Annotated in this window: 19 protein-coding genes and 1 tRNA gene; 5 read left to right on the top strand and 15 right to left on the bottom strand. The window is 59.4% G+C overall.

Features of this window, described 5'->3' with window-relative positions; genetic code table 11:
- Positions 1 to 57: 57 nt before the first annotated feature.
- From ACMVPR_RS21030 to ACMVPR_RS20995, 8 genes are all read right to left on the bottom strand, one after another.
- Positions 58 to 6,255 carry an Ig-like domain-containing protein gene (locus ACMVPR_RS21030; RefSeq protein ID WP_416884449.1) on the bottom strand — a complete coding sequence of 2,066 codons (6,198 nt, stop codon included), beginning with the start codon at positions 6,253 to 6,255 and terminating at the stop codon, positions 58 to 60.
- 340 nt (positions 6,256 to 6,595) lie between these two features.
- A tRNA-Gln gene (locus ACMVPR_RS21025) sits at positions 6,596 to 6,670 on the bottom strand.
- Positions 6,671 to 6,733: 63 nt separating this feature from the next.
- Complete coding sequence (locus tag ACMVPR_RS21020; protein WP_416884448.1) at positions 6,734 to 8,053, bottom strand: mechanosensitive ion channel domain-containing protein; 1,320 nt, start codon at positions 8,051 to 8,053, stop codon at positions 6,734 to 6,736.
- Between the two features lie 76 nt (positions 8,054 to 8,129).
- Positions 8,130 to 9,146 (bottom strand): diguanylate cyclase domain-containing protein, encoded by a 1,017-nt coding sequence (locus ACMVPR_RS21015; protein WP_416884447.1) that lies wholly within the window; start codon positions 9,144 to 9,146, stop codon positions 8,130 to 8,132.
- On the bottom strand, positions 9,143 to 9,742 hold the full coding sequence (locus ACMVPR_RS21010) for a heme NO-binding domain-containing protein (protein WP_416884446.1): 600 nt from the start codon (positions 9,740 to 9,742) through the stop codon (positions 9,143 to 9,145). Before ACMVPR_RS21010 ends, ACMVPR_RS21015 begins: the two co-directional genes overlap by 4 nt.
- A 68-nt stretch (positions 9,743 to 9,810) precedes the next feature.
- Positions 9,811 to 11,370, bottom strand: a complete 1,560-nt coding sequence (locus ACMVPR_RS21005; protein ID WP_416884445.1) for a trimethylamine methyltransferase family protein — start codon at positions 11,368 to 11,370, stop codon at positions 9,811 to 9,813.
- A 101-nt stretch (positions 11,371 to 11,471) separates the two neighbouring features.
- On the bottom strand, positions 11,472 to 12,182 hold the full coding sequence (locus ACMVPR_RS21000; RefSeq protein ID WP_416884444.1) for an HAD family hydrolase: 711 nt from the start codon (positions 12,180 to 12,182) through the stop codon (positions 11,472 to 11,474).
- Positions 12,179 to 12,463: a DUF3572 domain-containing protein gene (locus ACMVPR_RS20995; protein WP_416884443.1), complete on the bottom strand. Its 285-nt coding sequence runs from the start codon at positions 12,461 to 12,463 to the stop codon at positions 12,179 to 12,181. Before ACMVPR_RS20995 ends, ACMVPR_RS21000 begins: the two co-directional genes overlap by 4 nt.
- 83 nt (positions 12,464 to 12,546) lie before the next feature.
- Between ACMVPR_RS20995 and ACMVPR_RS20990 the strand changes: the two genes are divergently transcribed.
- Entirely contained in the window at positions 12,547 to 13,941 is a 1,395-nt protein-coding gene (locus tag ACMVPR_RS20990) for a diguanylate cyclase (protein ID WP_416884442.1), read from the top strand.
- Positions 13,942 to 13,966: 25 nt separating this feature from the next.
- Here the strand turns inward: ACMVPR_RS20990 and ACMVPR_RS20985 are convergent, their stop codons facing one another.
- The 4 genes from ACMVPR_RS20985 to ACMVPR_RS20970 all read right to left on the bottom strand — a co-directional run bounded on the left by ACMVPR_RS20985 (position 13,967) and on the right by ACMVPR_RS20970 (position 15,935).
- Complete coding sequence (locus ACMVPR_RS20985) at positions 13,967 to 14,449, bottom strand: periplasmic heavy metal sensor (RefSeq protein ID WP_416884441.1); 483 nt, start codon at positions 14,447 to 14,449, stop codon at positions 13,967 to 13,969.
- A 1-nt stretch (position 14,450) separates the two neighbouring features.
- Positions 14,451 to 14,792 (bottom strand): hypothetical protein, encoded by a 342-nt coding sequence (locus ACMVPR_RS20980; RefSeq protein WP_300584797.1) that lies wholly within the window; start codon positions 14,790 to 14,792, stop codon positions 14,451 to 14,453.
- Positions 14,767 to 15,366 (bottom strand): sigma-70 family RNA polymerase sigma factor, encoded by a 600-nt coding sequence (locus ACMVPR_RS20975; protein ID WP_416884693.1) that lies wholly within the window; start codon positions 15,364 to 15,366, stop codon positions 14,767 to 14,769. The genes ACMVPR_RS20980 and ACMVPR_RS20975 overlap by 26 nt, the downstream gene beginning before the upstream one ends.
- Before the next feature lie 83 nt (positions 15,367 to 15,449).
- The gene (locus ACMVPR_RS20970; RefSeq protein WP_416884440.1) at positions 15,450 to 15,935 is read right to left on the bottom strand and encodes an EF-hand domain-containing protein; all 486 of its coding nucleotides are present in this window, start codon (positions 15,933 to 15,935) and stop codon (positions 15,450 to 15,452) included.
- A gap of 234 nt (positions 15,936 to 16,169) precedes the next feature.
- Here ACMVPR_RS20970 and ACMVPR_RS20965 point away from each other — a divergent pair, with 234 nt between their 5' ends.
- Positions 16,170 to 16,565: a DUF983 domain-containing protein gene (locus ACMVPR_RS20965; protein WP_416884439.1), complete on the top strand. Its 396-nt coding sequence runs from the start codon at positions 16,170 to 16,172 to the stop codon at positions 16,563 to 16,565.
- A gap of 27 nt (positions 16,566 to 16,592) precedes the next feature.
- Positions 16,593 to 17,297 carry an NUDIX hydrolase gene (locus ACMVPR_RS20960; RefSeq protein ID WP_416884438.1) on the top strand — a complete coding sequence of 235 codons (705 nt, stop codon included), beginning with the start codon at positions 16,593 to 16,595 and terminating at the stop codon, positions 17,295 to 17,297.
- On the opposite strand, the gene ACMVPR_RS20955 is transcribed toward ACMVPR_RS20960, so the two are convergent.
- Positions 17,294 to 18,196: an EamA family transporter gene (locus ACMVPR_RS20955; RefSeq protein WP_416884437.1), complete on the bottom strand. Its 903-nt coding sequence runs from the start codon at positions 18,194 to 18,196 to the stop codon at positions 17,294 to 17,296. The genes ACMVPR_RS20960 and ACMVPR_RS20955 overlap by 4 nt on opposite strands.
- A 19-nt stretch (positions 18,197 to 18,215) precedes the next feature.
- Entirely contained in the window at positions 18,216 to 19,148 is a 933-nt protein-coding gene (locus ACMVPR_RS20950) for a fatty acid desaturase (RefSeq protein ID WP_416884436.1), read from the bottom strand.
- A 121-nt stretch (positions 19,149 to 19,269) separates the two neighbouring features.
- Between ACMVPR_RS20950 and ACMVPR_RS20945 the strand changes: the two genes are divergently transcribed.
- Positions 19,270 to 20,118, top strand: coding sequence for a helix-turn-helix domain-containing protein (locus tag ACMVPR_RS20945; protein ID WP_416884435.1), 849 nt, complete (start codon positions 19,270 to 19,272; stop codon positions 20,116 to 20,118).
- Here the strand turns inward: ACMVPR_RS20945 and ACMVPR_RS20940 are convergent, their stop codons facing one another.
- Positions 20,119 to 21,252: a CaiB/BaiF CoA transferase family protein gene (locus ACMVPR_RS20940; RefSeq protein WP_416884434.1), complete on the bottom strand. Its 1,134-nt coding sequence runs from the start codon at positions 21,250 to 21,252 to the stop codon at positions 20,119 to 20,121.
- A 134-nt stretch (positions 21,253 to 21,386) separates the two neighbouring features.
- Between ACMVPR_RS20940 and ACMVPR_RS20935 the strand changes: the two genes are divergently transcribed.
- Complete coding sequence (locus ACMVPR_RS20935; RefSeq protein WP_416884433.1) at positions 21,387 to 22,664, top strand: MFS transporter; 1,278 nt, start codon at positions 21,387 to 21,389, stop codon at positions 22,662 to 22,664.
- Positions 22,665 to 22,684: the final 20 nt, after the last annotated feature.

Below are 22,684 nucleotides of genomic sequence, written 5' to 3'. Positions count from 1 at the left end.
GCATTAGGGATAAGCTGGCAATCTGTTTCGAATTGTCGGTTTGGGCGTCCTGATATCTCATAGCTCCCAGTGATTGCCGAGGTCATCAGACCTAAGGGCCAACACGCCGATCAGCAAAACGGAGTCTCCGTCGCCGAAATCCAGAAGCAGCCCATTCTGACCAGCCGTTCCAATCGCGTCGCGTGCGTCAATCAGCCCGTCATTTGTATCGTCCAGAAATGCGAAGGCTTCGGCATGTGTCGAAACACCAGTGACACCTCGCAGGTCGAGCACATCAACACCTGAGACAAAGCCGAAAATCATGTCCGCGTCTGCGCCGGGGTCGATGACGAATGTGTCCGGACCGCCACCGCCAATTATCCGGTCATTGCCGGGGCCGCTGTTGATCAGGTCGGCGCCCCCGCCCCCGTTCAGGAACTCGTTCGCTTCGGTCCCCTGAAGCACGTTGTCACCACCACCCCCGACAAGCTGTCCGTTCCTGTTGGGTTCGATAACGCCGCCGATCGTGATGTCGACCTGCGCCGTGGCCGTGCCATCATTGCCGTCGCCGATCGTGTAGGTGAACGCTGTCACGACCGTCTCGCCCGGTTTCAGCGCGTCGAGCGTTGGATCGTCAGCTACAAAGACAAGTGTTTGCGCGTCCGCGTCGAATAGAACGGTTCCCAACGTTCCTGTGGTGTCGACCGACATGACGGTCAACGTATCGCCCTCGATGTCGCTGTCATTGGCAAGAAGCAGCGTCCGCAGGTCGAGCGTCCGTCCGTCCTCGTAAACGAAGGTGCTGTCATTGATTGCGATGGGCGGGTCGTTGACCGGGGCAAGATAGACCTCGACCGTCGCCGTGTCCGTCTCGCCGGCGCTGTCGATGACGGTGTAGGTAAAGCTGTCCAACCCGTTGTAATCCGTGTTGGGCGTGTACCGAATGATCCCGTCTTCCGAAACATGCGCGCTACCATGTGCAGGCAGGCCGACCGCAGCGATCCGCAAAGAATCGCCCACGTCGACGTCGGTATCGTTGAGAAGGACCGCGACGTCGATAGGCGTGTCTTCTTGTCCAACGGCGACGTCGTCATTAGCGACAGGCGCATCGTTGACCGGCGTGATGGTAACGTCGACGTTCCCGATAACAAAGGATGTTCCATCGGTCACGGTGTAAGTGAAGGCAATGTCTTCAATGACATTCTCATCAGGTGTGAACAAGACTGTTCCGTCGCCCTGGAGTGAGAGCGTCGCGCCAATCACCGCAGAAAATCCTGAGATCTGCAAAGCATCGCCATCCGGATCGCTGTCATTGGCGAGCAGGGCAAGGTTCAGCGGCACGTCTTCGGTTGCGATGAAGCTGTCGTCCCCGATCACGGGGGCGTCATCGACACCGGTGACCCGAAGCGTGATCGCGACGGGCGCACTTTGCGCAGTTCCGTCAAAAGCTGCATATTCAAATCTGTCTTCGCCGAAAAAATCGAGGTTGGGTGTATAGTCAAACGAACCGTCGTCCCTGAAATCGAGCGTTCCGTTGGATGGGCCCGAGATCAGAACTGCTGTCAGTTGATCCTTATCGACGTCCTTGTCGTTTGACAGCACGCCGGAAATCGCGTCGACGTTTCGGACCACGTCTTCTGTGACCCCGTAGGTGTCAGGCAACGCGACCGGGGCGTCATTGACCGGTGCGACATCGACCGTGACGCGTGCCGTGATGGCGCCCGAGCTGACAACTTTGTAGTCGAAATAAGCGGTCCCCGAGAAATCAGACGCGGGCGTGAAGAGGATCTGCCCATCCACGAAGTCGACACTGCCATTGATGGCATTCGCGACACTGTCAATCACCAGCGGGTCGTCGATATCTACATCATTCGCCGTCAGGATCGCGGGATCAATCAGCAGGGGCACGTCTTCATCGGTCGATAGGCTGTCAGGTTGCAACTCTGGTGCGTCATCTATTGGCGAAACGGTCAGCGTGACGGTCTGCACGGCACTCTCGGACAGACCGTCGAAGACGCGGTAGGTGAACGTATCAATGCCGAAGAAGTCCTCGGACGGTAGATAAAAAAAGCTGCCGTTGGGTGCGAGCCCTTTGTCGAGTATGCCGTTGACCGGACCATCGACGAGGATGGCAGTCAGTGTGCCCGATGAGTCGGTGTCATTTGCCAGAACTCCGGCTGACGGCGTCACGGAACGGAAGCCGTCTTCAATCACCGTGTAGGCGTCCGGGTTGGCGACAGGCACATCGTTGACGATGATTGTGACCAAGGTCGGCACGGAGGAAGATGTCCCGTCGGAAGCTAGATACAAAAACTCGTCGACGCCGATGAACCCGTCCGGCGCAGTATATTCGAATCGCCCGCCACTTCCGTCAATGACCGTCCCTTGCACTTGCGAATTAAAGAAGACCACCGACAGCCCGTCGCCCTCGACGTCGCTGTCATTGTCGAGAACGTTTGCCCTTATCGTGCCACCTGGCGCGACAAGGTAGGTGTCAGGCGTTGTGTCCGGTGCATCGTTGACCGGCTCTACGACAAGCGAAACTGTCGCAGGCGCGCTTTCCTGCAGTTCGGATTGTACGGCATATGTAAAGCTGTCGGGTCCTGCGTAGTTCTCGTCGGGCGTGTAGACGAAGGTCCCGTCGAGGGACAGTTGCAGCGTTCCATGCGATGGTCCGGTCTTGAGCACTGCCAAAAGCCGTGTCCCGTCGTCATCGCTATCATTCGCAAGAACGCTTGTCCGCGCGTCGAGAGGCGTATCCTCGGACGTCGTGTAGCTGTCATCTACCGCTATCGGATCAAAGTCGCTGACCGGCGTCACATCAAAGAAGATTGTCGCTTGATCCGAGGCGTTGCCGTCGGTCACTTCATAGGTAAACCTGTCTTCGCCCCAGTAATCCGCGACGGGTGTGTAGATGAAAGCTCCATCCGATCGGAGTGAAAGCGCGCCGTGGGACACGTCGCTCACAAGCGTGACGGTCAGATCGTCCCCGTCGACATCTATAACGTTATCAAGGACCGCTCCCGATGCGCTTGTATCCTCGGGAAGACTCACGAACGCATTTGTCGCAGCAGGTGCATCATTGACCGGTGCGAAGTCGACTGTGATCGTTGCAGGATCGCTTAAGAAGGTGCCATCAAATACGCGGTACGTGAATGTCAGCGACCCATTGAAGTTATCGGCCGGGCGCAACGTGAAAAGGCCCGAGGCGCCATCGAACGAGACAATCTCGCCTTGCGTTCTGTCCGGACGTTGGACTAACTCGGCGACTTTCAGTTCGCTGGACGCACTGGTGTCGTTGTCTTGGTCGGTATCGTTTGAAAGGATGCTGATCGAGGCGACGTAAATCTCGTCCTCGACTGCGTTGTCATAGATGTCGTCGTTCGCGACCGGTGCGAAATCGCTGACTCCCGTCACCTGGAGCGTGACAGTCGCCGTGTCCGAGAGCTGGCCATCGGTGACTTCGTAAGTGAAGCTGTCGGTTCCCCAGAAGTTGGTGTCGGGGATGTAGTCAAAGGTCCCGTCCGGACGCAGCGCGAGAGTGCCGTTCGAGACAGTATCGACGAGGCGGACCGTCAATAGATCCTGATCGACATCGTTAACATTGCTTAGAACAGAGGCGAAGCTGCCGCCTATGTCCTCAGACAGGTTCACAACCGAGTCCATTGCGACAGGCGCGTCGTTGACTGCGGCGAAGTCGACCGTGACTGTCGCGGGGGCGCTGAAGAAAGTCCCGTCACCGGTGCGATAGGTAAAGGTCAGTGGACCGTTGAAATCTGCAGCCGGGCGCACGGTGAATTCGCCGGTGTCGGAATTGAACGCGATGATCTCGCCCTCGGCCGGGTCTGGCCCGTCGACAAGTTCGGCAAATCTCCGTTCTTCGAATTGGCCGGTCTCGTTGTCCGCATCGGTATCGTTTTCAAGGATGCTGACGGCGGACACAAAGTCGCTGTCTTCGACCGCGTCATTGTAGCTGTCCCCTTTCGCGATAGGTGCGAAGTCGCTGACAGGGGTGACAGTGATCGTTGCCAACGCCGGATTGCTGCTCCGGCCCCCTACGGAATAGACATACTCAAAGCTTGTGGTCCCAAAGAAGTTCAGCTCGGGGACAAAATGCAACCGCCCGTTAATCGTCTCGATGGTGCCATTTGGCACGTCGGAGACAATTTCGATCATTTGATCGCCAACCATTCCATCGGGGTCCACATCGTTGCGGGTCAGGAAGTTCAGATTTAGGTTGGTGTCCTCGGCAATAGTGAAGTTGTCAGGCTCGGCAATTGGATTGTCTGCGACCGGTGCCACGTCGAACCTTACCTCGAAAAGCGTCTCGCTGGCCCCATCGCTCGCCGCAACGGTAAAGATATCCGAGCCGTTGAAGTTGCTTGCGGGAAAGTAGGTGAAGCTGCCATCCCGTTGCAGGTCCAGCGTCGATCCATTTCCGGAGGCCGCGTCGACGCTATAACTGACCGTCTGTCCTTCGGGATCGGTGGCCGAGAATGCAAGCGATCCTACAAGTTCGTTGTCCTCGATTGCTTGGAAGGTTGGTAACTCGGTCACCCGCGGCGCATCGTTTACCGGCAAAACCTCGATTGGGATCGTTACCAAGGTCTCGACCCCGGCATCGGTCACCAGAATTTGCAGGCTGTCCGGGCCGAAATAATCGAAAGCGGGCCGAAAGCCCAAAAGCGGGTCCGACTGGTTTGCGGAGACCACTGCGCTGCCATGTGTGGGCATGGTGACGAGGCGGTATATATACGTTTCGGTTGGTCCATCGGGATCATTGATCAAATCCAGTATGCTGACCTCAGTTGGCTGGTCTTCGTTGATCTGAAATGTCCTACCCACGGCATCGGGTTGCTGATTTTCGCCCTCGATCACGATCGAAAGCTCGCGCTGAACCCGTGTGACATTCGCCTCGTCAACAACACTCCATCGAACCTCGACCTGCTGCGATTCACCTGCCAGGAGACTGGCATAGGCAGAGGGGTCAACGAGGAGCCGCCCATTCTCGATGCTCACGGCCCCGTTCGGATCACCGGATATGACGACCCCGTCGCCGACAATCGCGGTTCCGCCTTCGGGCAGCTCGAACCCAAGTAGTCCGACATCCAGCGGCGCATCCGTATCGCGGATCTGAAGTGAAGAAGCTGCAAATGTAGCTGCCGAGAATTGAATACCGTCGCGATCAACGTCGAGCACGGCGGCGATGCTCCCGGTATCCCGGTCAAAGGCGAACCGATCTGCGTCGACATCTGGCGTGTCGATACGGACGAGCGGGCTATCTTTGTCGTTGACGGGATCGAGTTCCCAAATCCACGCTTCCTTATTCGCTGGATCGGCGATGGCCACGCGCTGACCATCTGCCGATACGCGAACGTCTGCACCAAATCGGCCGCCAGGTTCGGGGTCGGCGATCTCCTGTTTCACCGCGATGCCGCTTCGGATTGTATCGTCGAGCTCAAACCGGATCACTTTGCCAGCATCCGGCGACCCGATGACAAGGACTGATCCTGTCCTGTCGAAATCAATCGAAATCTCGGCGCCAGTCTCGGCGATGAACGACAGGTCATACCGTGCGTTGCTATTAAGCGAGGTATCTGGTTCAAAAAACCCGTTTATGCGCGTGTAGAGATAAACAGCGCGGTCGCCGGAATGGTAAACCGCAAGTCTGTCGCCGGTTTCGCTGATCGCGACGGTCGCGCCGAATGTCCCGTCAATCACATCCGGGACCGGATCTATCAGCTTCTGCTCGACGCCTCCGTACACGGCAATCACTTCACCACCCAAACCAAAACTGCCTGAGCAATAGACGAATGCATTCTCGTCGGCCGAGATGTCTACGCGCAGCCCTACTCGATCCAGAGTTTGGCCGTAGATCCCCGCATCGCGCACATAGCCGTCGTCCGATCGAGTCCAGATCGAAACAGCCCCTGCTGCATTCCCGGCAGACTGACCGGAGGGGTCCGGGTTCGCGTTTGCGCCGGGATCGCCGACGATCAGAGTGCGCCCGTCATCGCTCACGCGGAAATTTTCACCGAACGAGGCCGGGACGATGGCGGCATCGTTTGTGAAAAGCCAGGATCCGAAGATGCTATCGAACAGTTGAAAGCTCTTGGTGTCCTGATCCCAATCATAAATTTCGATCCGGTTCTGATCAGGTCGGCCTACAAAGAGCATCTTGCCAACGGCGGTAAGCTCGACATGCCCGTCTGCCACCAGATCTACGGAGGCAAGTGGATCGAAATATTGAACAAAACCATCATTCCATACGGACATCGCTTAATCTCCTAAAAAAATTGGGCTGTTTAATAATGAGACCCCAATGGAAGTCTCGCAAAAGCTGAACAACCAATCTCGGATCATTTGACGCCGTTTGGTCCGCCTTGCGTCAATTTCCGCGTCCAAGACGCTGGAATTCGGACGAACGCGGCGGCGTTAAGATTTAAGGTTAGGACCCGTTGCATCCGTTCTGGTAGGAGTCTTGTTCCTCCCTGTCAGTACTCGCCTTCCACAATCCTTGCAGACCGCTACCCAACCAGAATACCTGCCCGAGAATGGGGGCATTTCTGTCCCGAAAGGTCTCAGACCTGTGTAAGTCGTTGATGTCAGGAAGAACTGGCTGGGGTGGTAGGATTCGAACCTACGGTACGCGGTACCAAAAACCGTTGCCTTACCACTTGGCTACACCCCAACCGTGCGCGGGTACTTACGCCGCTCTTTGGGCGGGATCAAGACCCGGAATTCGAAATTTTTCCTACTCTTCCGGCGCGTCTTTCTTGAGCAGATCATCGACACCTTTCTCGGCGCGTTCGGTGGCCACGATCCGCTCGAGTTCCTTGTCCATTGCTGCCTCGACATCGCCGACTGTCGCGGTTGCGGCTGCGATGGCAGCGGCGTTCGACGTGACCCGTTTCGCGGCGGGCTGCGGCGCCGCCGCATCGCCGACGCCGACGATCCGCAAGGTGGTTTCCGGCATGACGATGCCCGCGTGATCGAAGGCAGCGAGGCAAAGGCGCCAGGCTTCACTCCGGGCCTTGAGATAGCTGGTTTCGTGCTGCCTGATCCAACCGGCCACGTTCAGGATGATCGCGCTGTCCCCCAGTTCCTCGATCCAGACCGCAGGCGCGGGTTCGTCGATCACGAAAGGCAAGGAGGCCACGGTTTGCAGTGCCAAATCCTGCGCCCGCAGCAGATCGGTGTCATAGGCGACGCCAAGGCTCACCAGAAACCGGCGCTCATCGTTGCGCGAATAGTTCACGATCCGGCTTTTGAAGACGGTCGCATTGGGGATGCGGATGTGATTTCCGTCAAAGCTGAGCAAAATCGTGGCGCGGCTGGTCAGACGAATGACCTTGCCGATGTCGCCTTCGATTTCGACCTGATCATTGGGTCGGAAGGGTTGGCGAATCGACAGCATGATCGAGGCGATGAAGTTCTCGACCGTGTCCCGGACAGCAAAACCGATGGCGAGGCCGATGATCCCCGCCGCACCAAGGATCGTCGAGAGCAAAGCGGTTGCCCCCAGGATATCCAGCGCGATCACCAATCCGCCAAGCATGAAGGCAATACGGATCACCTGACGATAAATGTCCGCGATAAACGCATTTGGCGCGATCCGGTCCCACGGTCGTTTCATACGGGCGATGAGAAAGCCGACCGCGACCACAAGCGCAAACGCGGCGACGGCGATGGCGAGCAATGGCAGGTAATTGATGAACTGCTCTGACCGCGCGCGGAACCGCTCAAGCGCGGGGTCGAGGCGGCGCACAACGTCGGTGGTTTCCTGCACCCGGTTTTCGATGGTCACCACACCTTCGACGCGGCCCGCGATTTCGTTCAACCGAGTGACCGCAGTCCCATCAAGTGCTGTTCCACGCAACGTGACGATGCCGGAATTGACCGTAACGGTGACATCTTCGTAACCGTCCAGTTCCATGAGGATTTCGCGAATCCGGTTGGCGATGGCCGCATCTTTCTCGGCGCTGTCCTCGACTGCGATGGTGCCCGTCGGCTGATCCGAATTCTGGGCCTGTAGCGGTGCGGAAAAAACGCCAAAGACGCAAAGAGTGATCAAGAAAAGACTGCGGAAAATCAGACCCATGCCAGTAACAATGCGCGACAAATCCTTGGGTTTCAAGAACGATGTTCGGCTAGGCGCCGCGCGACGTTGGGACAGGCAAGTCAAGCTCCACAAGGCTGTTTCCCATGTCTGGTGACCAGAAGAGGTGCTGCCCCCGACCGGATCGCTTTGCAGCATACAGGGCTATATCGGCAAAAGTGACCGTGGTCTTTGGGTCGCGCCGCGCCGCGGTCTGGGAAACAGCTATTCCGATGCTTGCACCAATGGCAACGTCCTGCCCTTCGATCACGAGCGGTTCTGAAATGTCCCGGATCAGGCCACCTGCAAGTGCGTTCAGACGCGCGGTGTCCGTCAATCCAGGGCAAACGATGACAAATTCATCACCACCGGCGCGAACGAGCAGATCATCTTGCCGAGTATGCGCGCGCAAGACCCCGGCGACCCGTTTGAGAACCGCATCCCCAACCCCGTGACCAAGCGTGTCGTTCACCTGTTTGAACCGGTCCAGATCCATCTGCAGGATCGCGTATTCGGTATCGGACTGGCCCAACCGCTCCAACGCGCCGTCCAGACCGCGGCGGTTGTGCAGCCCAGTCAAACCATCCGTCAATGCCTCTGTTTCGGCGGCAAGGCGCGCACCGTTCAGCCGGGAATTCAGGCTGAAGGATGCCGCCATCGCGCTCGACTTGGCCTCTTGCAGGAACAGCAGTTCCATCACCAGATCGCTGGGTGCGAAATCCTGCGCCGTCAGCCCGTAACGCTGCACCGCGTCGACCACCGCCATCCCGAAGGACAGGTCGAGGATCACGCCATCTGTCTGATCTTCGATCAGAAGCCCGCGCAGCCCTAGCCCAGGTTCGGACCGCACGCGCAGACGCACCACTTGCCCTGCAAGGCCTCTCAGATCGGCCATCTTGGACGGTTTCTTCGGGCGTTGAACTTCGAATACTTCAAGGAATCGCTGTCCTGTCGGGTCATCAATACCCAGCTTTGCAAAGCTCTTTCCGACCTGCCTGACATGCCCGGTCGGACCGACCCAGACATGCAGCGGCCTGAGCGCGCGCAAAAGGTCCGGCGCAGAGATCATGCGCCCTCCGCAATCGCGACCTCGGCCAGCGAGAAGCCACGATCATCGGCAAAGGCCGCCTCAACAACCGTCACTTCGATCACCTCTGCCCCGTCGCGTTGGCCACGATGGTCAAGCAGGGCCAGCGTTCCGTAATCGTCTGCCATGGCCCGCAGCAACCCTACCAGTACGTGACCGAAGCCCGCAGGCTTGCCCCGGCAGAAGATGGTGAAGCTTCCGGCAGCCGGTTGGCGCACTTCCACCTGCGGCAGGTCCAGACCCGACACGGCCAAACGCGTGCGGCCCGGCAGATCGTCGAGCGAGTGCAGCAGTTCGGAAAACGTCTCTCCTCCGAAACGCATGAGGCGACGGACCGATGCGTGGTTCTGATGGGTGATCAGGTATGTGCCAATGTCTTCGAGGATCACCGACTCAGGTCGGTCCAGTACATGCGCAGCCGCAGCGAGGAGTTGCGGAAAATAGTCCCCATCATATTGCAACATCGCCTCGAACCCGGTGACGGGCAAATCCGACAGGACAACCACCCGCGTCCAGTTTTCAGGGCCGAAGGTATCGGAAATGAATGCCTCTAGGGTGCGGAAGATCAAACCATGCATGCTGTGCGCCTGTTATTCGGCGCGCATCATGGCAAGAGGGTCTTAACAATCGGCAAACGCCAGCCAGATCAGAAATCCGTTGGCGCCCCGCCCTCTGCCTTGCGGCGTTCGACAAAGGCCACAAGCTCTTCGTGGATGGCTTCATCCATCGGCGGTGCTTCGAATTCCTCAAGGATGGCTTTGTACATCACGTGTGCCCGCTCTGCGGTCCAGACACTGCCTGCGGCCTCCCATGCCTCGTAGTTCTTCCAGTCCGAGAGGAAAGGTTGATAGAACGCGGTCGTGTAGCGTTCCTGCGTGTGCTTGGTGCCGAAGAAATGTCCGTTGCTCCCCACTTCGCGGATCGCCTCGAGGCCAAGCCCGTCATCACTGACATCGCAGATCGCCGGGTCCATGTAGCGGATCAACTGCTGGATCACCTCGCAATCCATGACGAACTTTTCGGGGCTGGCGATCAGGCCGCCTTCGAGCCATCCGGCGGCGTGATAGACAAGGTTCGTGCCCGACTGAATGGCGGCCCAGAGGCTGTGCTCGGTTTCCCACATCGCCTGACCATCGGGGACGTTCGCGGCGCACACACCGGAGGACCGCAGCGGCAGGCCGTAGAACCGCGCCATCTGGCCGGTCATCTGGGTCGCGCGGATGTATTCCGGCGTGCCAAAAGCGGGCGCACCGGATTTCATATCGACATTCGATGTGAAGGTGCCGATGGCACAAGGCGCACCGGGGTTGATGATCTGGGCCAAAACGATCGCGCTGAGCCCTTCGGCCAGCGATTGGGCAACAGCGCCTGCCATGGTCACCGGGGCCATTGCACCGGCAAGGGTAAACGGCGTGACGATACAGCCCTGCCCGCGGGCCGCACAGCGCATCCAGCCGTCCATCATCGGATGGTCATGCTTCAGCGGCGAGGTCGAGTTGATGTTGGTGTACATGCGCGGGCTGGCGTCGAATTCCTCGTGGGTCAGTCCACCCGCGATGCGGACCATCTCCATCACGTCCTCGACACGCTCCTTGCCCAGCGAATAGGCATGGGCCACTTTGTCGGTCAGGGTGAGCTTGTCATAAAGCACATCCAAGTGCCGGACGCTGGCGTGGATATCGACGGGTTCCACCGGATACCCCCCGACGAAGTGGATGCAGTTGAAATACTGCGACAATTTCAGGAAATTGCGGCACATCTCGCGGGTGCCGGGGACCTTGCGGCCCATTTCCATGTCCCAGTAATTGGGCGGCGACGACACGTTGCCGAACAGGATATGCCCCTCACCGACAACAATCTTGCGGTCCGTGTTACGCGGCGTGATCGTGAAGGACCGTGGCGTCTTGCGCACCCATTCCATCACGAAATCCCGGTCCATGCGGACGTTCTCACCGTCTACGGTACAGCCGGCCTCCTTGAGGATGCGCACCGCCTCGGGGTTCAGGAACTCGATCCCGATCTCTTCGAGGATCACCATCGCCGTTTCATGGACCCGCGCGATGCCCTCTTCGGTCAAAGGTTCTGTCGGGCGGTCGATATTGATGGGCAAGCTCCACGGAAGCTGTTCGATCACCGCCGATCCACGGCGCACAGCATGGCCGGATCGCCCTCCGCTCCGACGTTTGCGTGTCGTGGCCTCTGTCATCGCGTCCTCCTGCGTTGCCCTTTCAAGCTAGGCATCGCAGGTGTGCGTTATCCTGCCGGAACACGACTCCTGCGGTCGCTTTTGTCGTTTTCCAGACGAGATCAGCTTATGCCAAGCCAGTCAGGCAGGTGGCCGATGTCGGGCAGAACGAGATCCGCGAAGGGTTGCAAATCCTCAGCAGTGGCAAGACCGGTCAGCACTGCAACAGTGCGCATGCCGGCAGCACGGCCTGCCATCAGGTCATGGGTGCTGTCCCCGACCATCAGCACACGGTCGGGAGCGACACCAACAGAGGAACAGAACGCCAGCAACTGACCCGGTTCAGGCTTTGCCCCATAGCCGCTGTCGGACCCCGCGATGAAGTCGAACCAATGGCGTACACCTGCGGCGTCAAGATGGGCATAGGCCGGTGCCTCGGCATCATTTGTCGCCACGCCAAGACGCAATCCCGATGCCGAAAGCCGTTCCAGCAAGGGTGCCAGCGGGACAGCCTCGGCCATAGGTGCTGCAGCGGCTTCTTCGTTGATGAGCGCAAAAAGTGCCGCATCGGTCAGGTCGGGACATTCCGGCGACAAGGTCGCAACAAGCTCATCCGGTGTGCCTGCGATGACAAAGCTGTCAGGCGCGAACAAGCCAGCGTCCAAATCGAACCCGATCACATGACCCAAGGCCACCGCGCGCGCCCGGTCGCCATTTGCCAGACGCATGAGAAACGCCTTGGCCCACGCATTCCACGTCGCGCCGAAATCAAACAGCGTGCCGTCCTTGTCGAACAGAATCGCACCGACATTGCTCGGATTGGCTGTGGTCATGTCCAGTGCACCTGCTGTCCACCCGGCAAGGCGGCGCGCGCCTGCATCAGACGGTCATAAGGGATGCCTTCATTATCGCAGAAGGCGATCACCCAAGCATCGTCCATCATGATGAAATCAAGCACGGATGCTTGAAATTCCGGCAGGACGAGCCCCTCGCGGAACGTGGCCTCATCGGCCCCGGTCGAGCCCATGAACACAGGCAAAAGTTCATCATTGCCCGCCAGCCAGACGATGGCTTTCACAGCGATCTGCTCTGCGCCATCCCGAGAAATCGTCATTTTTAGATATTTCCCAAACACTTTTTTAACCAAATAGCCGCAATGAATTGGTGAGCAAAGCCTTAACGCATGCCGGAGGGTCCGTGCCTGGATATGTCCTGATCATCGACGCCATGAGCAACCGGCGCATTCACCTGCGGTCGCAGTTGGATACGGCCGCGTATCAAGTGGATTTGGCCGAGACCCAGGCGGAAGGCCTTGCGAAGATACGACAGGACGCGCCGGATGTTGTCATCGTTGCGGATGATCTGCCCGGCCTGAGGTTGCGACAGTTTTGCAGGGCGCTCCGTGCCACACCGATGTCCCAACTCACAACCGTCGTTGTCGCGGTGCGCAGCGAAAACCATTCAGCACGTGTCAGTGCCCTGAATGACGGCGCCTTCGACGTGATTGATCAGACAGCCAACTCGACAGATCTCAAGGCCCGGATGCGCAGTTTTTTGCGATCAAGACAGTTTCTTCAAGACACCCGGGCGCACCCCGCACCACAACAGGTGCAGGGTCTGTCCGAGCCCATGCAGGAATTTGCGCCAGCCGTTATCGCAACCTTCGTCCACGGATCGTTGGCCGACCACAGCGACATCGCCCGCGTCTTTGATGCCGAAACCGGTATAGAAACCCGTACTCTGGCAGCGCACGCGGCGCGGCGTGACCCGGATCCAGAAACCGACGTCTATGTTCTTTTTGAAACCGACCACAGCGACGAAGCGCGTGAAACCCTTGCGGCGCTGCTCACACACCCTGTCAGCCGACACAGCCGCATCCTGTTCGTCACTGACAGAGCCGACAAAAGCGCATCGCCACTTGACCTTGGGGCGCATGACCATGTCCCGAACACGGTGACGCAGAATGAATTGGCACTGCGGATCAAGCGGCAAGCGCGTCTCAAACGTGATGCTGAACGGCAGCGAAAAACTGCGACCAAGCTCGAGCAAATTGCCTATGTCGATGCAGTCACAGGATTGAACAATCGCGCGGCGATGGACGATTACCTGATCGGAACCGATCGGTCGCTTGCCGCACATCCAAGGCAGCTTGCTGTCTTGATCGCGGATCTCGATCACTTCAAGGCGATCAACGACAATCACGGTCACGCGGCGGGGGACCTCATTCTTGCGCATGTAGCGCAGACGATGAAAGCGCATTTGCGCGACGGTGATTTCATCGCGAGATATGGCGGTGAGGAATTTCTGATTGTCCTGCCAGACGTTGCACCAGATCAGGCACGAACTGTCGCGCAACGCTTACGGAACGCTGTGTCAGACAGCCCGAAGATGATCGCGGGCGGAACCTATGTTCGCGCGACGATCAGCATCGGCGTTGCGATCGCGCTTCGCACCGACCGGGTATCGACCCGCGCTTTGTGTGATGCGGCGGACAAGGCGCTCTACGCCGCCAAACGGAACGGGCGCAATCGGATCGAGGTTGCGCAACACCACGTCCAACCCGATTTGAAGGCACAAAGCATCGGGGCCTGAACGCGCGGGTCAAACTTCTCGCGCTTTAGCGACGAACTCGCTTGGCCAATTCGTTAAGGCGTTCTTCGATCCGATCAGCATAGGTGGCGCGTTCGGCATCCGTCATCGTGGCAATACGATTGGCAAGAATCTGGCGACCTATGTCTTCCCTTTGAGCCCGCGCGCGAGACTGGTCTGCCAGTGCAGCCTCAAAAGCCTCTGCATCGAACGGCGTTGCCCGAAGCGTGTCGAGCGTCGCGCTCAAATCTGAAAGAAATGCCCCCCGGTCGCGCCCCTGTTTCTGCAAGCCGGATACGAAGTCGCGCCGCAACGCGCGCTGATCCTGTTCGCTGAGCGCACGCATGTAGAACGCTCCGAAATCGAACCGGTCCCGGTCCGACCGTCGATCCGGACCGCCCATGAGCAGGAAGCCTGCAATTGCTCCGACGACAAGAACGTTCAGGGCGATCGAGACAAACAGCGTCAGGCGCATCCAGAGCGGTGTCTTGGGTTTCGTTGCATCTGCCATATCAGCCATCCACCAAGAGCAAGTCGAAGGCCCCCAGACCGGCACCAATGTCAAGTGTCGCCTCATCCAGAGGCGTCAGCGAGAGCATCAAGTCATCCGTCAGCGTACCGCCGACCCAAACCCCGACGCAGGCCGTCATCGCAAGCCCTGCGACTGCGGGCCAGCCCCCAAGCGTGCCGAAGATCTGCCGCCACCAGGGTTGTCGGACAGGACGGGGCATCTCGGCCGCCGCATCCGCCAGAACGCGCGCCATCAACCCGTCCGGAAGCGGCGGCATCGTCTGACGCGCCTGGGCAAAGGCTGCCTCGAGCGGATCGTCAAAAGGAGGTTTCGACTGTGTCATCTGTATACCCCAAGCCTGTGCGCTGACCGCTCAGAAGCGCGGCCAGAGTTCGTTTGCCGCGTGCGGTCAGACTTTCCACCGCACGAGGCCCAATGTCCATGATCTGGGCAATCTCGGTGTTGCCCAAACCCTCGATATGTCGCAGCACGACTGCCTGTCTCTGGCGGTCCGGCAATTGCATCAGCGCCTCGTCCAGCGCCATCTGCCGTGCCTTCGCCTGCAATTGCGCTTCGGCCCCCGGCGCATCGTCGGGCACATCCAGACCCTCTGGCATCCCGTCGGGCCGTGTCTTCCGAAGCCGGTCGATACACAGATTGGCCGTCACCCGGTAAAGCCATGTGCGCACCGACGCACCCCCGCCTGCATCCCATCCCGGGGCCTGCCGCCACAGCTTCAGCATCGCCTCTTGCGCGACATCCTCGGCCTCGGCCCGGTCGTTGAGCATCCGAAAGGCATGCGCGAACACAAGAGGCGTGTATTTCGCCGCAAGCGTTCGCGCCGCGTCGGAGTCACCGGCGGCGTAAGCGTCTAGCAATGCCGCCTCCGCAGCAGAATCGGTCGGGTTCTGGGTCATTCCACCGCGCGGTTGTGGTTTCCGGTCCAGTCTATCAGGTGCCATGAGCGATGCACACACACCGCTCATGGCGCTGCTCGATCTTAGCGGTTGCCACCGTGGCCTTTGCCACCGAACAGTCCACCCCGCTTGCCGCCGTGATCGCCCATGCGGGCCTCGGCGAACTCTTCAGCGCTCACCATGCCGTCGTCATTGGCATCCAGCCGCTCGAACATCCGGGCGGGATCACGGCGCGACTTGATCTCGTCTTCAGAGAGCGAACCATCGCCGTTTGTATCTAGCCGCGCGATCATGCGCTCGGCCCGCTGTGCGGCCCGCTCGCCAACGGATGCAGCGATTTCCTCGGCGGTCAGAAGCCCGTCACCATTGGTGTCCGCACGCGCGAACATGTTGGCACCAGCGGCAAATTCCTCGGCCGAAACGGAACCGTCAGCATTCGCGTCCAATTCGGCAAAGACTGCAGCACGACGCTCTTCACGTGTGGTCGCATCCTGGGCAAAGGCCGCACCGGCTGTGGTCGCCAGAAGAGCCGCAATAACGAGTGCCGAAACCTGCTTGTTCATGGTCATGTCTTTTTTCCTTTCCATGTCCGGTCTTTCGTCCGGATCGTTTGAACAACGGGCCAGATCGACGTCCTGTCTCTCTGGCATCCACTGCGTTTCACGGGGCAGGTCTGAACTTCCGTCGCAGAAAATTCGAAGCGGTGTTCACGGCTGCGTGATTTGCGACATCCAGCCGCAAGGACAGTTTGGTCACTGTTCATCGCCAACGCGGGTCGTCATCTTGCAGGAGGGAGTGCGAACATGGCGACATCACACATGACAGACGAGGACGAACGTCCGACTTGGCCTGCGCTGCGCAAAGGCTGGCGGCGGAAATGCCCGAATTGCGGCAGCGGTCCGTTGCTGAGCGGCTATCTCACGGTACGTGACACCTGCCCGGTGTGCCGCGAGGAGCTGCATCATCACCGTGCCGATGACGGCCCGGCTTACCTCACGATTCTGATCGTGGGTCACCTGATGGCGCCGCTTCTGCACATCGTGTTCGTCAATTTCCGCCCAGAGCCACTTGTGCTGTTCACGATCTTCGCGGTTGGCTGCGTCGCGCTGACGCTCTACCTTCTGCCCAGATTGAAAGGGGCGATCGTGGCGTTTCAGTGGTCACGACAGATGCACGGGTTTGCCAACAGCGGATCCTGACCCTTTCGCCACAGGAAGGGTGCGTGCGTGACCGAAGAGGCAATCATCGACAAAACAGCCATCCGCGACGCGGCCACGGTGATCGTGCTGCGTGACCGCAATCACGAACCCAGCGTTCTGATGGGCCAGCGCGGGGCTAGCGCCGCGTTTATGCCCAACAAGTTTGTCTTTCCCGGTGGCGCAGTGGACCCGGAAGATGCGCATGTGCCCTTTGCCGACCCTCTGTCGCCACTTTGCGAAAGCCGGTTGACCGATGGTGTTGCCAAAGATCGCGCATTGGCGTTAGCAGGCGCAGCAATCCGCGAATTGTGGGAGGAAACCGGGCAGATCCTAGGACGTCCGGGCACATGGGATGCTCCTCCGCACAACTGGCAGGACTTCGCGGCACGCGGCCATGTACCCAGCGCAGCACCGCTTCAATTCGTGTTTCGGGCTATCACACCGCCGGGACGCCCGCGCAGGTTCGATGCAAGGTTCTTTCTTCTGGATGCGGATGATCTGGCCAGCGACCCGGATGATTTCTCGGCCGCGTCAGACGAGCTGGCGCATCTGCAATGGATCGCTCTGGACAAGGTGCGTGGCTTCGACCTGCCATTCATCACCGAGGTGGTTCTGGCCGAAGTCGCAGCGCGCGCCACTGATCCGCACCCGCCAGCCTCGGTTCCCTTCTTTCGCAATGATGACGAGGAAAGCCTGTTCCTGCGCCTTTATGGTCGGCCGATGCCGGACTAGATCACGAGGATGAAGGTCAGGATCGACAATGCAAGAAAGCCGATCCCGATCAATTCGCGAGCGGTGACCTTTTCCTTGAAGAACAACACCGACGCCATGAGCGAAAAGATCAGTTCGATCTGACCGACCGCCTGCACATAGGCCGCCGTCTGCAAGGTGAAGGCGGTGAACCATCCCATGGACCCCGCCATCGACGTGAGACCCACCCAGACCGCCACTTTGCGCGCGCGCCAGACGGCGCTGAGCTGCCCCGGCTCCCGCCAACGCAACCACAGCGCCATGCCAATGAATTGGGACGCCGTCACGCAGGTCAGGGTCACCGCAGCCCGCAGCAAAGCATCCTCGCTGTCGATCTGAAGCGATGCTGCGCGGTAGCTGGTGCCGGAAAACGCAAAGAAGAACCCCGAAGTCAGTCCGAGTCCCGTGGCGCGGCTGGTCAGGCTTGTCCACAGACCTTGATCCAGCCCCGGCGTTCGTGACAGCAAAAGAACGCCCACCAACCCGATGAGGATCGCGCCCCAGCCTTCGATTGAGACTTCCGCGCCAAACAAGGCGACGCCGACAATCGCAGTCTGGATCACTTCGGTTTTCTTGAAGGTGATCCCGACCGCGAAATTGCGCTGTCGGAACAGCGCGACCACGCAGACGGTGGCAAGGATTTGCGACACCCCGCCGAGCATCGCATAGAACCAGAACCACCCGTTAAGCACGGGAAACGGCGTCTCGCGGAACCACAGATAGGCGAGTGTCACCCCCAGTGCAGCGGGGGCCGCATACGCGAAGCGGGCAAAGGTCGAGCCAGCCGTGCTCAGCACATCCATGCTCAGCACTTTTTGCAGCATGAACCGAACGGTCTGAAACAGGGCTGCCGCGACGCTGGCGAAAATCCAGAGTTCCATCCGCCTCTATGGCGTCAGGTCAGCGCCCTTGTCCATCCCGATACAGCGGATGAGGCACCGGATCCTTGGCGCGGAACAGGTACTTGCGGGCCACCTCGGCATAGGTGCCGTAGTGATAGTCCTGATTGGACGCGAGGTACTGCGCCCGCCGTGTCCGGTAGAGATCGGGCAAGGCGTACCACGGCACGCTTGGGTGCATATGGTGCACCGCGTGCAGGTTGTTGTTGAGAAAAAGCAATCCGAAAAACCCGTGATCCTCGACGATGGCCGTGCGGGCGGTTGTGCGATCATGCGCGCGGTGTTCGAGATACGTACGCAGCTTGAGCAGCGACAGCGACAGGTAGACCGACAGCAGCCACGCCCAGATCGGCATCTGCGCAACCGAGACCATCCACCAGACGACACTGGCAGCTGCCGGGATGTGCAGAAGCCACCCCGCCAGAACGCGACGGTCACCCGCGCGGATCAGCCGCCAATCGGCCGCCATGAAAGAGATCTGGCCGATAACGGGACCAAGGATAAGACGCCCCGCCAACGTGTTGTTCGCGCGGCACACCGCCTTGCGCCACTTAGGCAAGCGGTCCCAGATCATAGGATCGAGATAGTTGGTTTCCGGGTCATCATAGGGGTCGGTCAGGTTTTCGTCCTGATGGTGCGCAATATGGGTATCCAAGAAACGAAGGTAGGGAACCACAAGGGTCAGCGGCGGAAACACCAAGGCCGCGTTCAGAAGCTTGTTCCGGGTGGGATGACCATGGAGCGCCTCATGTGTGAGCGATGAATGCTGTGCCGCAGCCCACGCACAAAGCGCGATGGCCAGAAATACCGACATGTCGCTGACCCAGACGGTCGCAACAGCCCAAACACCATAGGTGATGCCAAGCATCAAAAGCGTCGGCCATTCGGCCGCACGTCGCAGCTCTGCCGATCGTGGCAAAGGCATGTCTGTCATATTGTGACCCCAAGAGTTCCCGGCGATCACCATAGAACCCGCGCCCGACTTGCAGAATTCTGAGAACAGTGCACAATTATCCATAAGCGTGATTTTTATCACCAGATGCTGGATTTCACCCATGGATAAGCTGCAACGCGCCGACCTGTTCCGCACACGCCTGCTGATCGCGATCCGACGATCTGACACGAACCAGAGCGAATTGGCCCGACGCACAGGAATCGACCGGTCCACGATCTCGCAGATCCTGCGGGACGACGCAGCACGGTTGCCGAACGCACATGTCGTGGGAGCCTGCGCCTCTGCGCTTGGCGTTTCGGCGGACTGGCTGTTGGGGTTGTCTGAACATCCTGAAAACGCGACCGACCTTCTGGCCAATGCAATGACCTTGACCAACGCGCCCCGCGCCTTGGTGGATCAACAGATCTTCGACTGGCACCGCGAGGCGGAGGGCTACAAGATCCGCCATGTGCCTGCGGCGCTGCCGGACATGCTCAAGACCAACGACGTGCTGACATGGGAATACGGCCGTCATCTGGGACGCACCACCGGGCAGGCGATCACCGCTTCGGCCAATCGGTTGGCCTGGATGCGGCAGTCGGCCTCGGATTATGAGATAGCCATGCCGCTGTTCGAGGTGCAGAGCTTCGTCGATGGCACAGGCTATTACGCCGATCTTCCCCTGGAACTACGCAGACAACAGATCGAACACTGGCTAAACCTGACGAAAGCGCTGTATCCAAGAATGCGCATCTATCTGTTTGATGCGCGGCAGGTCTATTCCGCCCCGATCACCGTATTCGGCCCGTTGCTCGCTGTTATCTACCTGGGCAGCAACTACCTCGCTTTCCGCGACACGCAGCGGGTGCGGGCGTTTTCAGATCATTTCGACAATCTGGTGCGGCAATCACAGATCACCGCGCGATCCTTTCCCGATCACCTGTCAGACTTGCGCGCGGCTTTGGGTTGATCAGTTCTCAGGGCTTTCCGGCCAACCAGAATGTTCGGACAACGCGGCAAGAATTGCATCACTGTCCTGCCCTCTGGCCCGAATATCCGCAGGCGGCGCTGGCGTCTGACCATCAAAGCGCGGCGCAGCAGCGGCTTGCAGGCTGCCGTCAACTTCATGCCATGTCTGCCGAGCCACATTTTGCGGGTGCGCAAAAGCTTCGCGCGGAGAGAGCACTGGCGCGACGCAGGCGTCGCTGCCCTCGAAAAGCTGTTCCCAATATGACCGCTTCTGCGCGGCAAAGACCTGCGCCAGCCGATCCGACAAGCGTGGCCAAGTGGCTTGATCGAACTGGTGGTTCACAAAGTCCGCATCTTCGGCAAGGCCAAGCTTGCCAAGAAACTCTGTATAAAACTTCGGCTCAAGGCATTGCACGCTGACGAACCCGCCATCCGCACAGCGATAGGTTCGCGACCAGTGCGCGCCGACTAGCGGATTGGCCTGCGCCGAAGGGCCGTCTTCCACCCTGCCCGCAATCGACATGAGCAGGTTTTGCATATGCGCAGCACCATCATAGATCGCAGCATCGACCACTGTGCCCATCCCGGTGCGCCCGGCGGCGATGATTCCCGACAGCATCCCTGCAACCAGGTAAAGCGCGCCGCCGCCGATATCGCCGATCAAAGTCGGCGGAACGGTCGGTCGGTCGCCCTCGAGCCCAGAAGACCAGAGCGCGCCCGACATCGAAATGTAATTCAGGTCATGCCCCGCACGTTCCGCCAATGGGCCATCCTGTCCCCAACCTGTCATGCGCCCATAGACCAGACGCGGATTGGCGGCATGGCAGATCTCGGGGCCAAGTCCCAAGCGTTCCATAACTCCGGGCCGGAAGCCTTCGATCAGGCCATCGGCATGGGCGACCAGCTTGAAAAGCGCGTCCCGGTCCGTATCCGATTTCAAGTCGAGCATGAGAGACCGTTTGCCTCTGTCAGTGACGGGGCGCTCTTTCAATCCGACAACAGGACCGGATCGGGGGCGGTGCACGACAATCACGTCTGCCCCCAGATCAGCCAGCATCATGGCCGCAAAAGGGCCGGGGCCAATGCCTTCGACCTCAACGATGCGGATCCCGGTCAGAGGTCCGTATTGTGGCATAAACATCCTTTCCGACCCGCATCGCTCAAGAGCGATCGTTAAGTGTCGTTTCAAGAAAACGACATCGGGTCGCAGACAGCAATGCATGGGATGCACGGGCGCGTATTTCTGCCCTACGACACCGAAGGCAAGACATGCACGACAGACGCATACCCGAGTGGCTTCGCCACGCACCTGCACCCAGCGTGCGCGGCTTTGCCATGCTGGCTGCGGCCGAAGCGGTGGCGCGGGGTATCCTGATCTCGGTCTTTCCGTTGCGCATGTATCAGGCGCTGCAAGATGCAGCACTGGTGTCGCAGGTCTATTTCCTGATCGGCATCGTGTCGCTTTTGACCGGCCTGCTTGTGCCGTTCCTCGCACGGTTTCTGCCCAGACGCTGGGTCTACATGTCGGGCGCATCTTGTTTCATCGCGGGATCGCTTCTTGCTATCGACGGATCGGCACCGACGACGATCATCGGGCTGACGCTGACTTCTGCCGCGACCGTGACAACCTTTGTCTGCTTCAACGCCTATGTGCTGGATTACATCGCCAAGATCGAACTGGGCCGCTGCGAGACATCGCGCATGTTCTACAGCGCAGCAGGCTGGACGGTAGGTCCGGTTCTTGGAGTCATCTTGCTCAAATGGTGGGAACCGGCGCCGTTTCTGGTGGCGGCAACCGCGTCGTTCAGCATGCTTTTGATGTTCCTTGCCATGCGCATGGGCAATGGCAAACTGATCACCAAGAGCCGTCGTGCCCCGACAAATCCGTTGGGGTTCCTGCCAAGGTTCTTTGCTCAACCCCGTCTGGTGGCCGGCTGGCTCTTCGCGGTGATCCGGTCTTGTGGATGGTGGGTCTATGTCGTCTATCTGCCGATCTTTGCGATCCAGTCCGGCTTGGGCGAACAATTGGGCGGGATCGCACTGTCGATTTCCAACGCTGCGCTGTTCGTAACACCGTTCATGCTGCGCTTCATGCAGCGTTATTCAATCCGGCATGCCGTCCGCACCGGGTTTTTAATGGCGGGACTGCTCTTCGGGTCGGCGGCTTTGCTGTCCGGCCTGCCATGGCTCACCGTGCTATGCCTGATGTCGGGATCATTCTTTCTGATCTTGCTCGATGTTTCGGCGGGATTGCCGTTTCTACTGGCGGTCAAACCGTCGGAACGGACCGAAATGTCTGCGGTCTATTCGAGTTTCCGCGACGTATCGGGCATTCTCACACCCGGTATGGCGTGGCTGGTGCTGCTTGTGGCGCCGTTGGCGGCAATCTTTGGCGCTGGGGCGACCGCGCTGCTTGGCGCGTGGGCCTTGTCGGGAACTCTTCCCGCGCGATTGGGCAAGACGGGCAGCCGTCCTGTTCCCGTGCCTGAACCCACGAGCACCGATGTGCTGCCGCTGGATGCCAAAGAAGCGGCCAGCAGCGCGTAATCGATCATTCGTCCAGCGGC

This window comes from Marivita sp. (genome assembly GCF_048006345.1).
In the GTDB taxonomy this organism is placed as follows: Bacteria; Pseudomonadota; Alphaproteobacteria; order Rhodobacterales; family Rhodobacteraceae; genus Marivita.
The sequence above is the reverse complement of the archived record's forward strand: the minus strand, read 5'-3'. Positions and strand labels throughout refer to the sequence as shown.

What these genes read in the sequence shown, in the direction of transcription:
- ACMVPR_RS21030 (WP_416884449.1), bottom strand. Translation starts at nt 6,255, where the DNA reads ATGTCCGTATGGAATGATGGTTTTGTTCAATATTTCGATCCACTTGCC.
- ACMVPR_RS21015 (WP_416884447.1), bottom strand. Translation starts at nt 9,146, where the DNA reads ATGATCTCTGCGCCGGACCTTTTGCGCGCGCTCAGGCCGCTGCATGTC.
- ACMVPR_RS21010 (WP_416884446.1), bottom strand. Translation starts at nt 9,742, where the DNA reads ATGCATGGTTTGATCTTCCGCACCCTAGAGGCATTCATTTCCGATACC.
- ACMVPR_RS21005 (WP_416884445.1), bottom strand. Translation starts at nt 11,370, where the DNA reads ATGACAGAGGCCACGACACGCAAACGTCGGAGCGGAGGGCGATCCGGC.
- ACMVPR_RS21000 (WP_416884444.1), bottom strand. Translation starts at nt 12,182, where the DNA reads ATGACCACAGCCAATCCGAGCAATGTCGGTGCGATTCTGTTCGACAAG.
- ACMVPR_RS20995 (WP_416884443.1), bottom strand. Translation starts at nt 12,463, where the DNA reads ATGACGATTTCTCGGGATGGCGCAGAGCAGATCGCTGTGAAAGCCATC.
- ACMVPR_RS20985 (WP_416884441.1), bottom strand. Translation starts at nt 14,449, where the DNA reads ATGGCAGATGCAACGAAACCCAAGACACCGCTCTGGATGCGCCTGACG.
- ACMVPR_RS20980 (WP_300584797.1), bottom strand. Translation starts at nt 14,792, where the DNA reads ATGACACAGTCGAAACCTCCTTTTGACGATCCGCTCGAGGCAGCCTTT.
- ACMVPR_RS20975 (WP_416884693.1), bottom strand. Translation starts at nt 15,366, where the DNA reads ATGACCCAGAACCCGACCGATTCTGCTGCGGAGGCGGCATTGCTAGAC.
- ACMVPR_RS20970 (WP_416884440.1), bottom strand. Translation starts at nt 15,935, where the DNA reads ATGACCATGAACAAGCAGGTTTCGGCACTCGTTATTGCGGCTCTTCTG.
- ACMVPR_RS20965 (WP_416884439.1), top strand. Translation starts at nt 16,170, where the DNA reads ATGGCGACATCACACATGACAGACGAGGACGAACGTCCGACTTGGCCT.
- ACMVPR_RS20955 (WP_416884437.1), bottom strand. Translation starts at nt 18,196, where the DNA reads ATGGAACTCTGGATTTTCGCCAGCGTCGCGGCAGCCCTGTTTCAGACC.
- ACMVPR_RS20950 (WP_416884436.1), bottom strand. Translation starts at nt 19,148, where the DNA reads ATGACAGACATGCCTTTGCCACGATCGGCAGAGCTGCGACGTGCGGCC.
- ACMVPR_RS20945 (WP_416884435.1), top strand. Translation starts at nt 19,270, where the DNA reads ATGGATAAGCTGCAACGCGCCGACCTGTTCCGCACACGCCTGCTGATC.
- ACMVPR_RS20940 (WP_416884434.1), bottom strand. Translation starts at nt 21,252, where the DNA reads ATGCCACAATACGGACCTCTGACCGGGATCCGCATCGTTGAGGTCGAA.
- ACMVPR_RS20935 (WP_416884433.1), top strand. Translation starts at nt 21,387, where the DNA reads ATGCACGACAGACGCATACCCGAGTGGCTTCGCCACGCACCTGCACCC.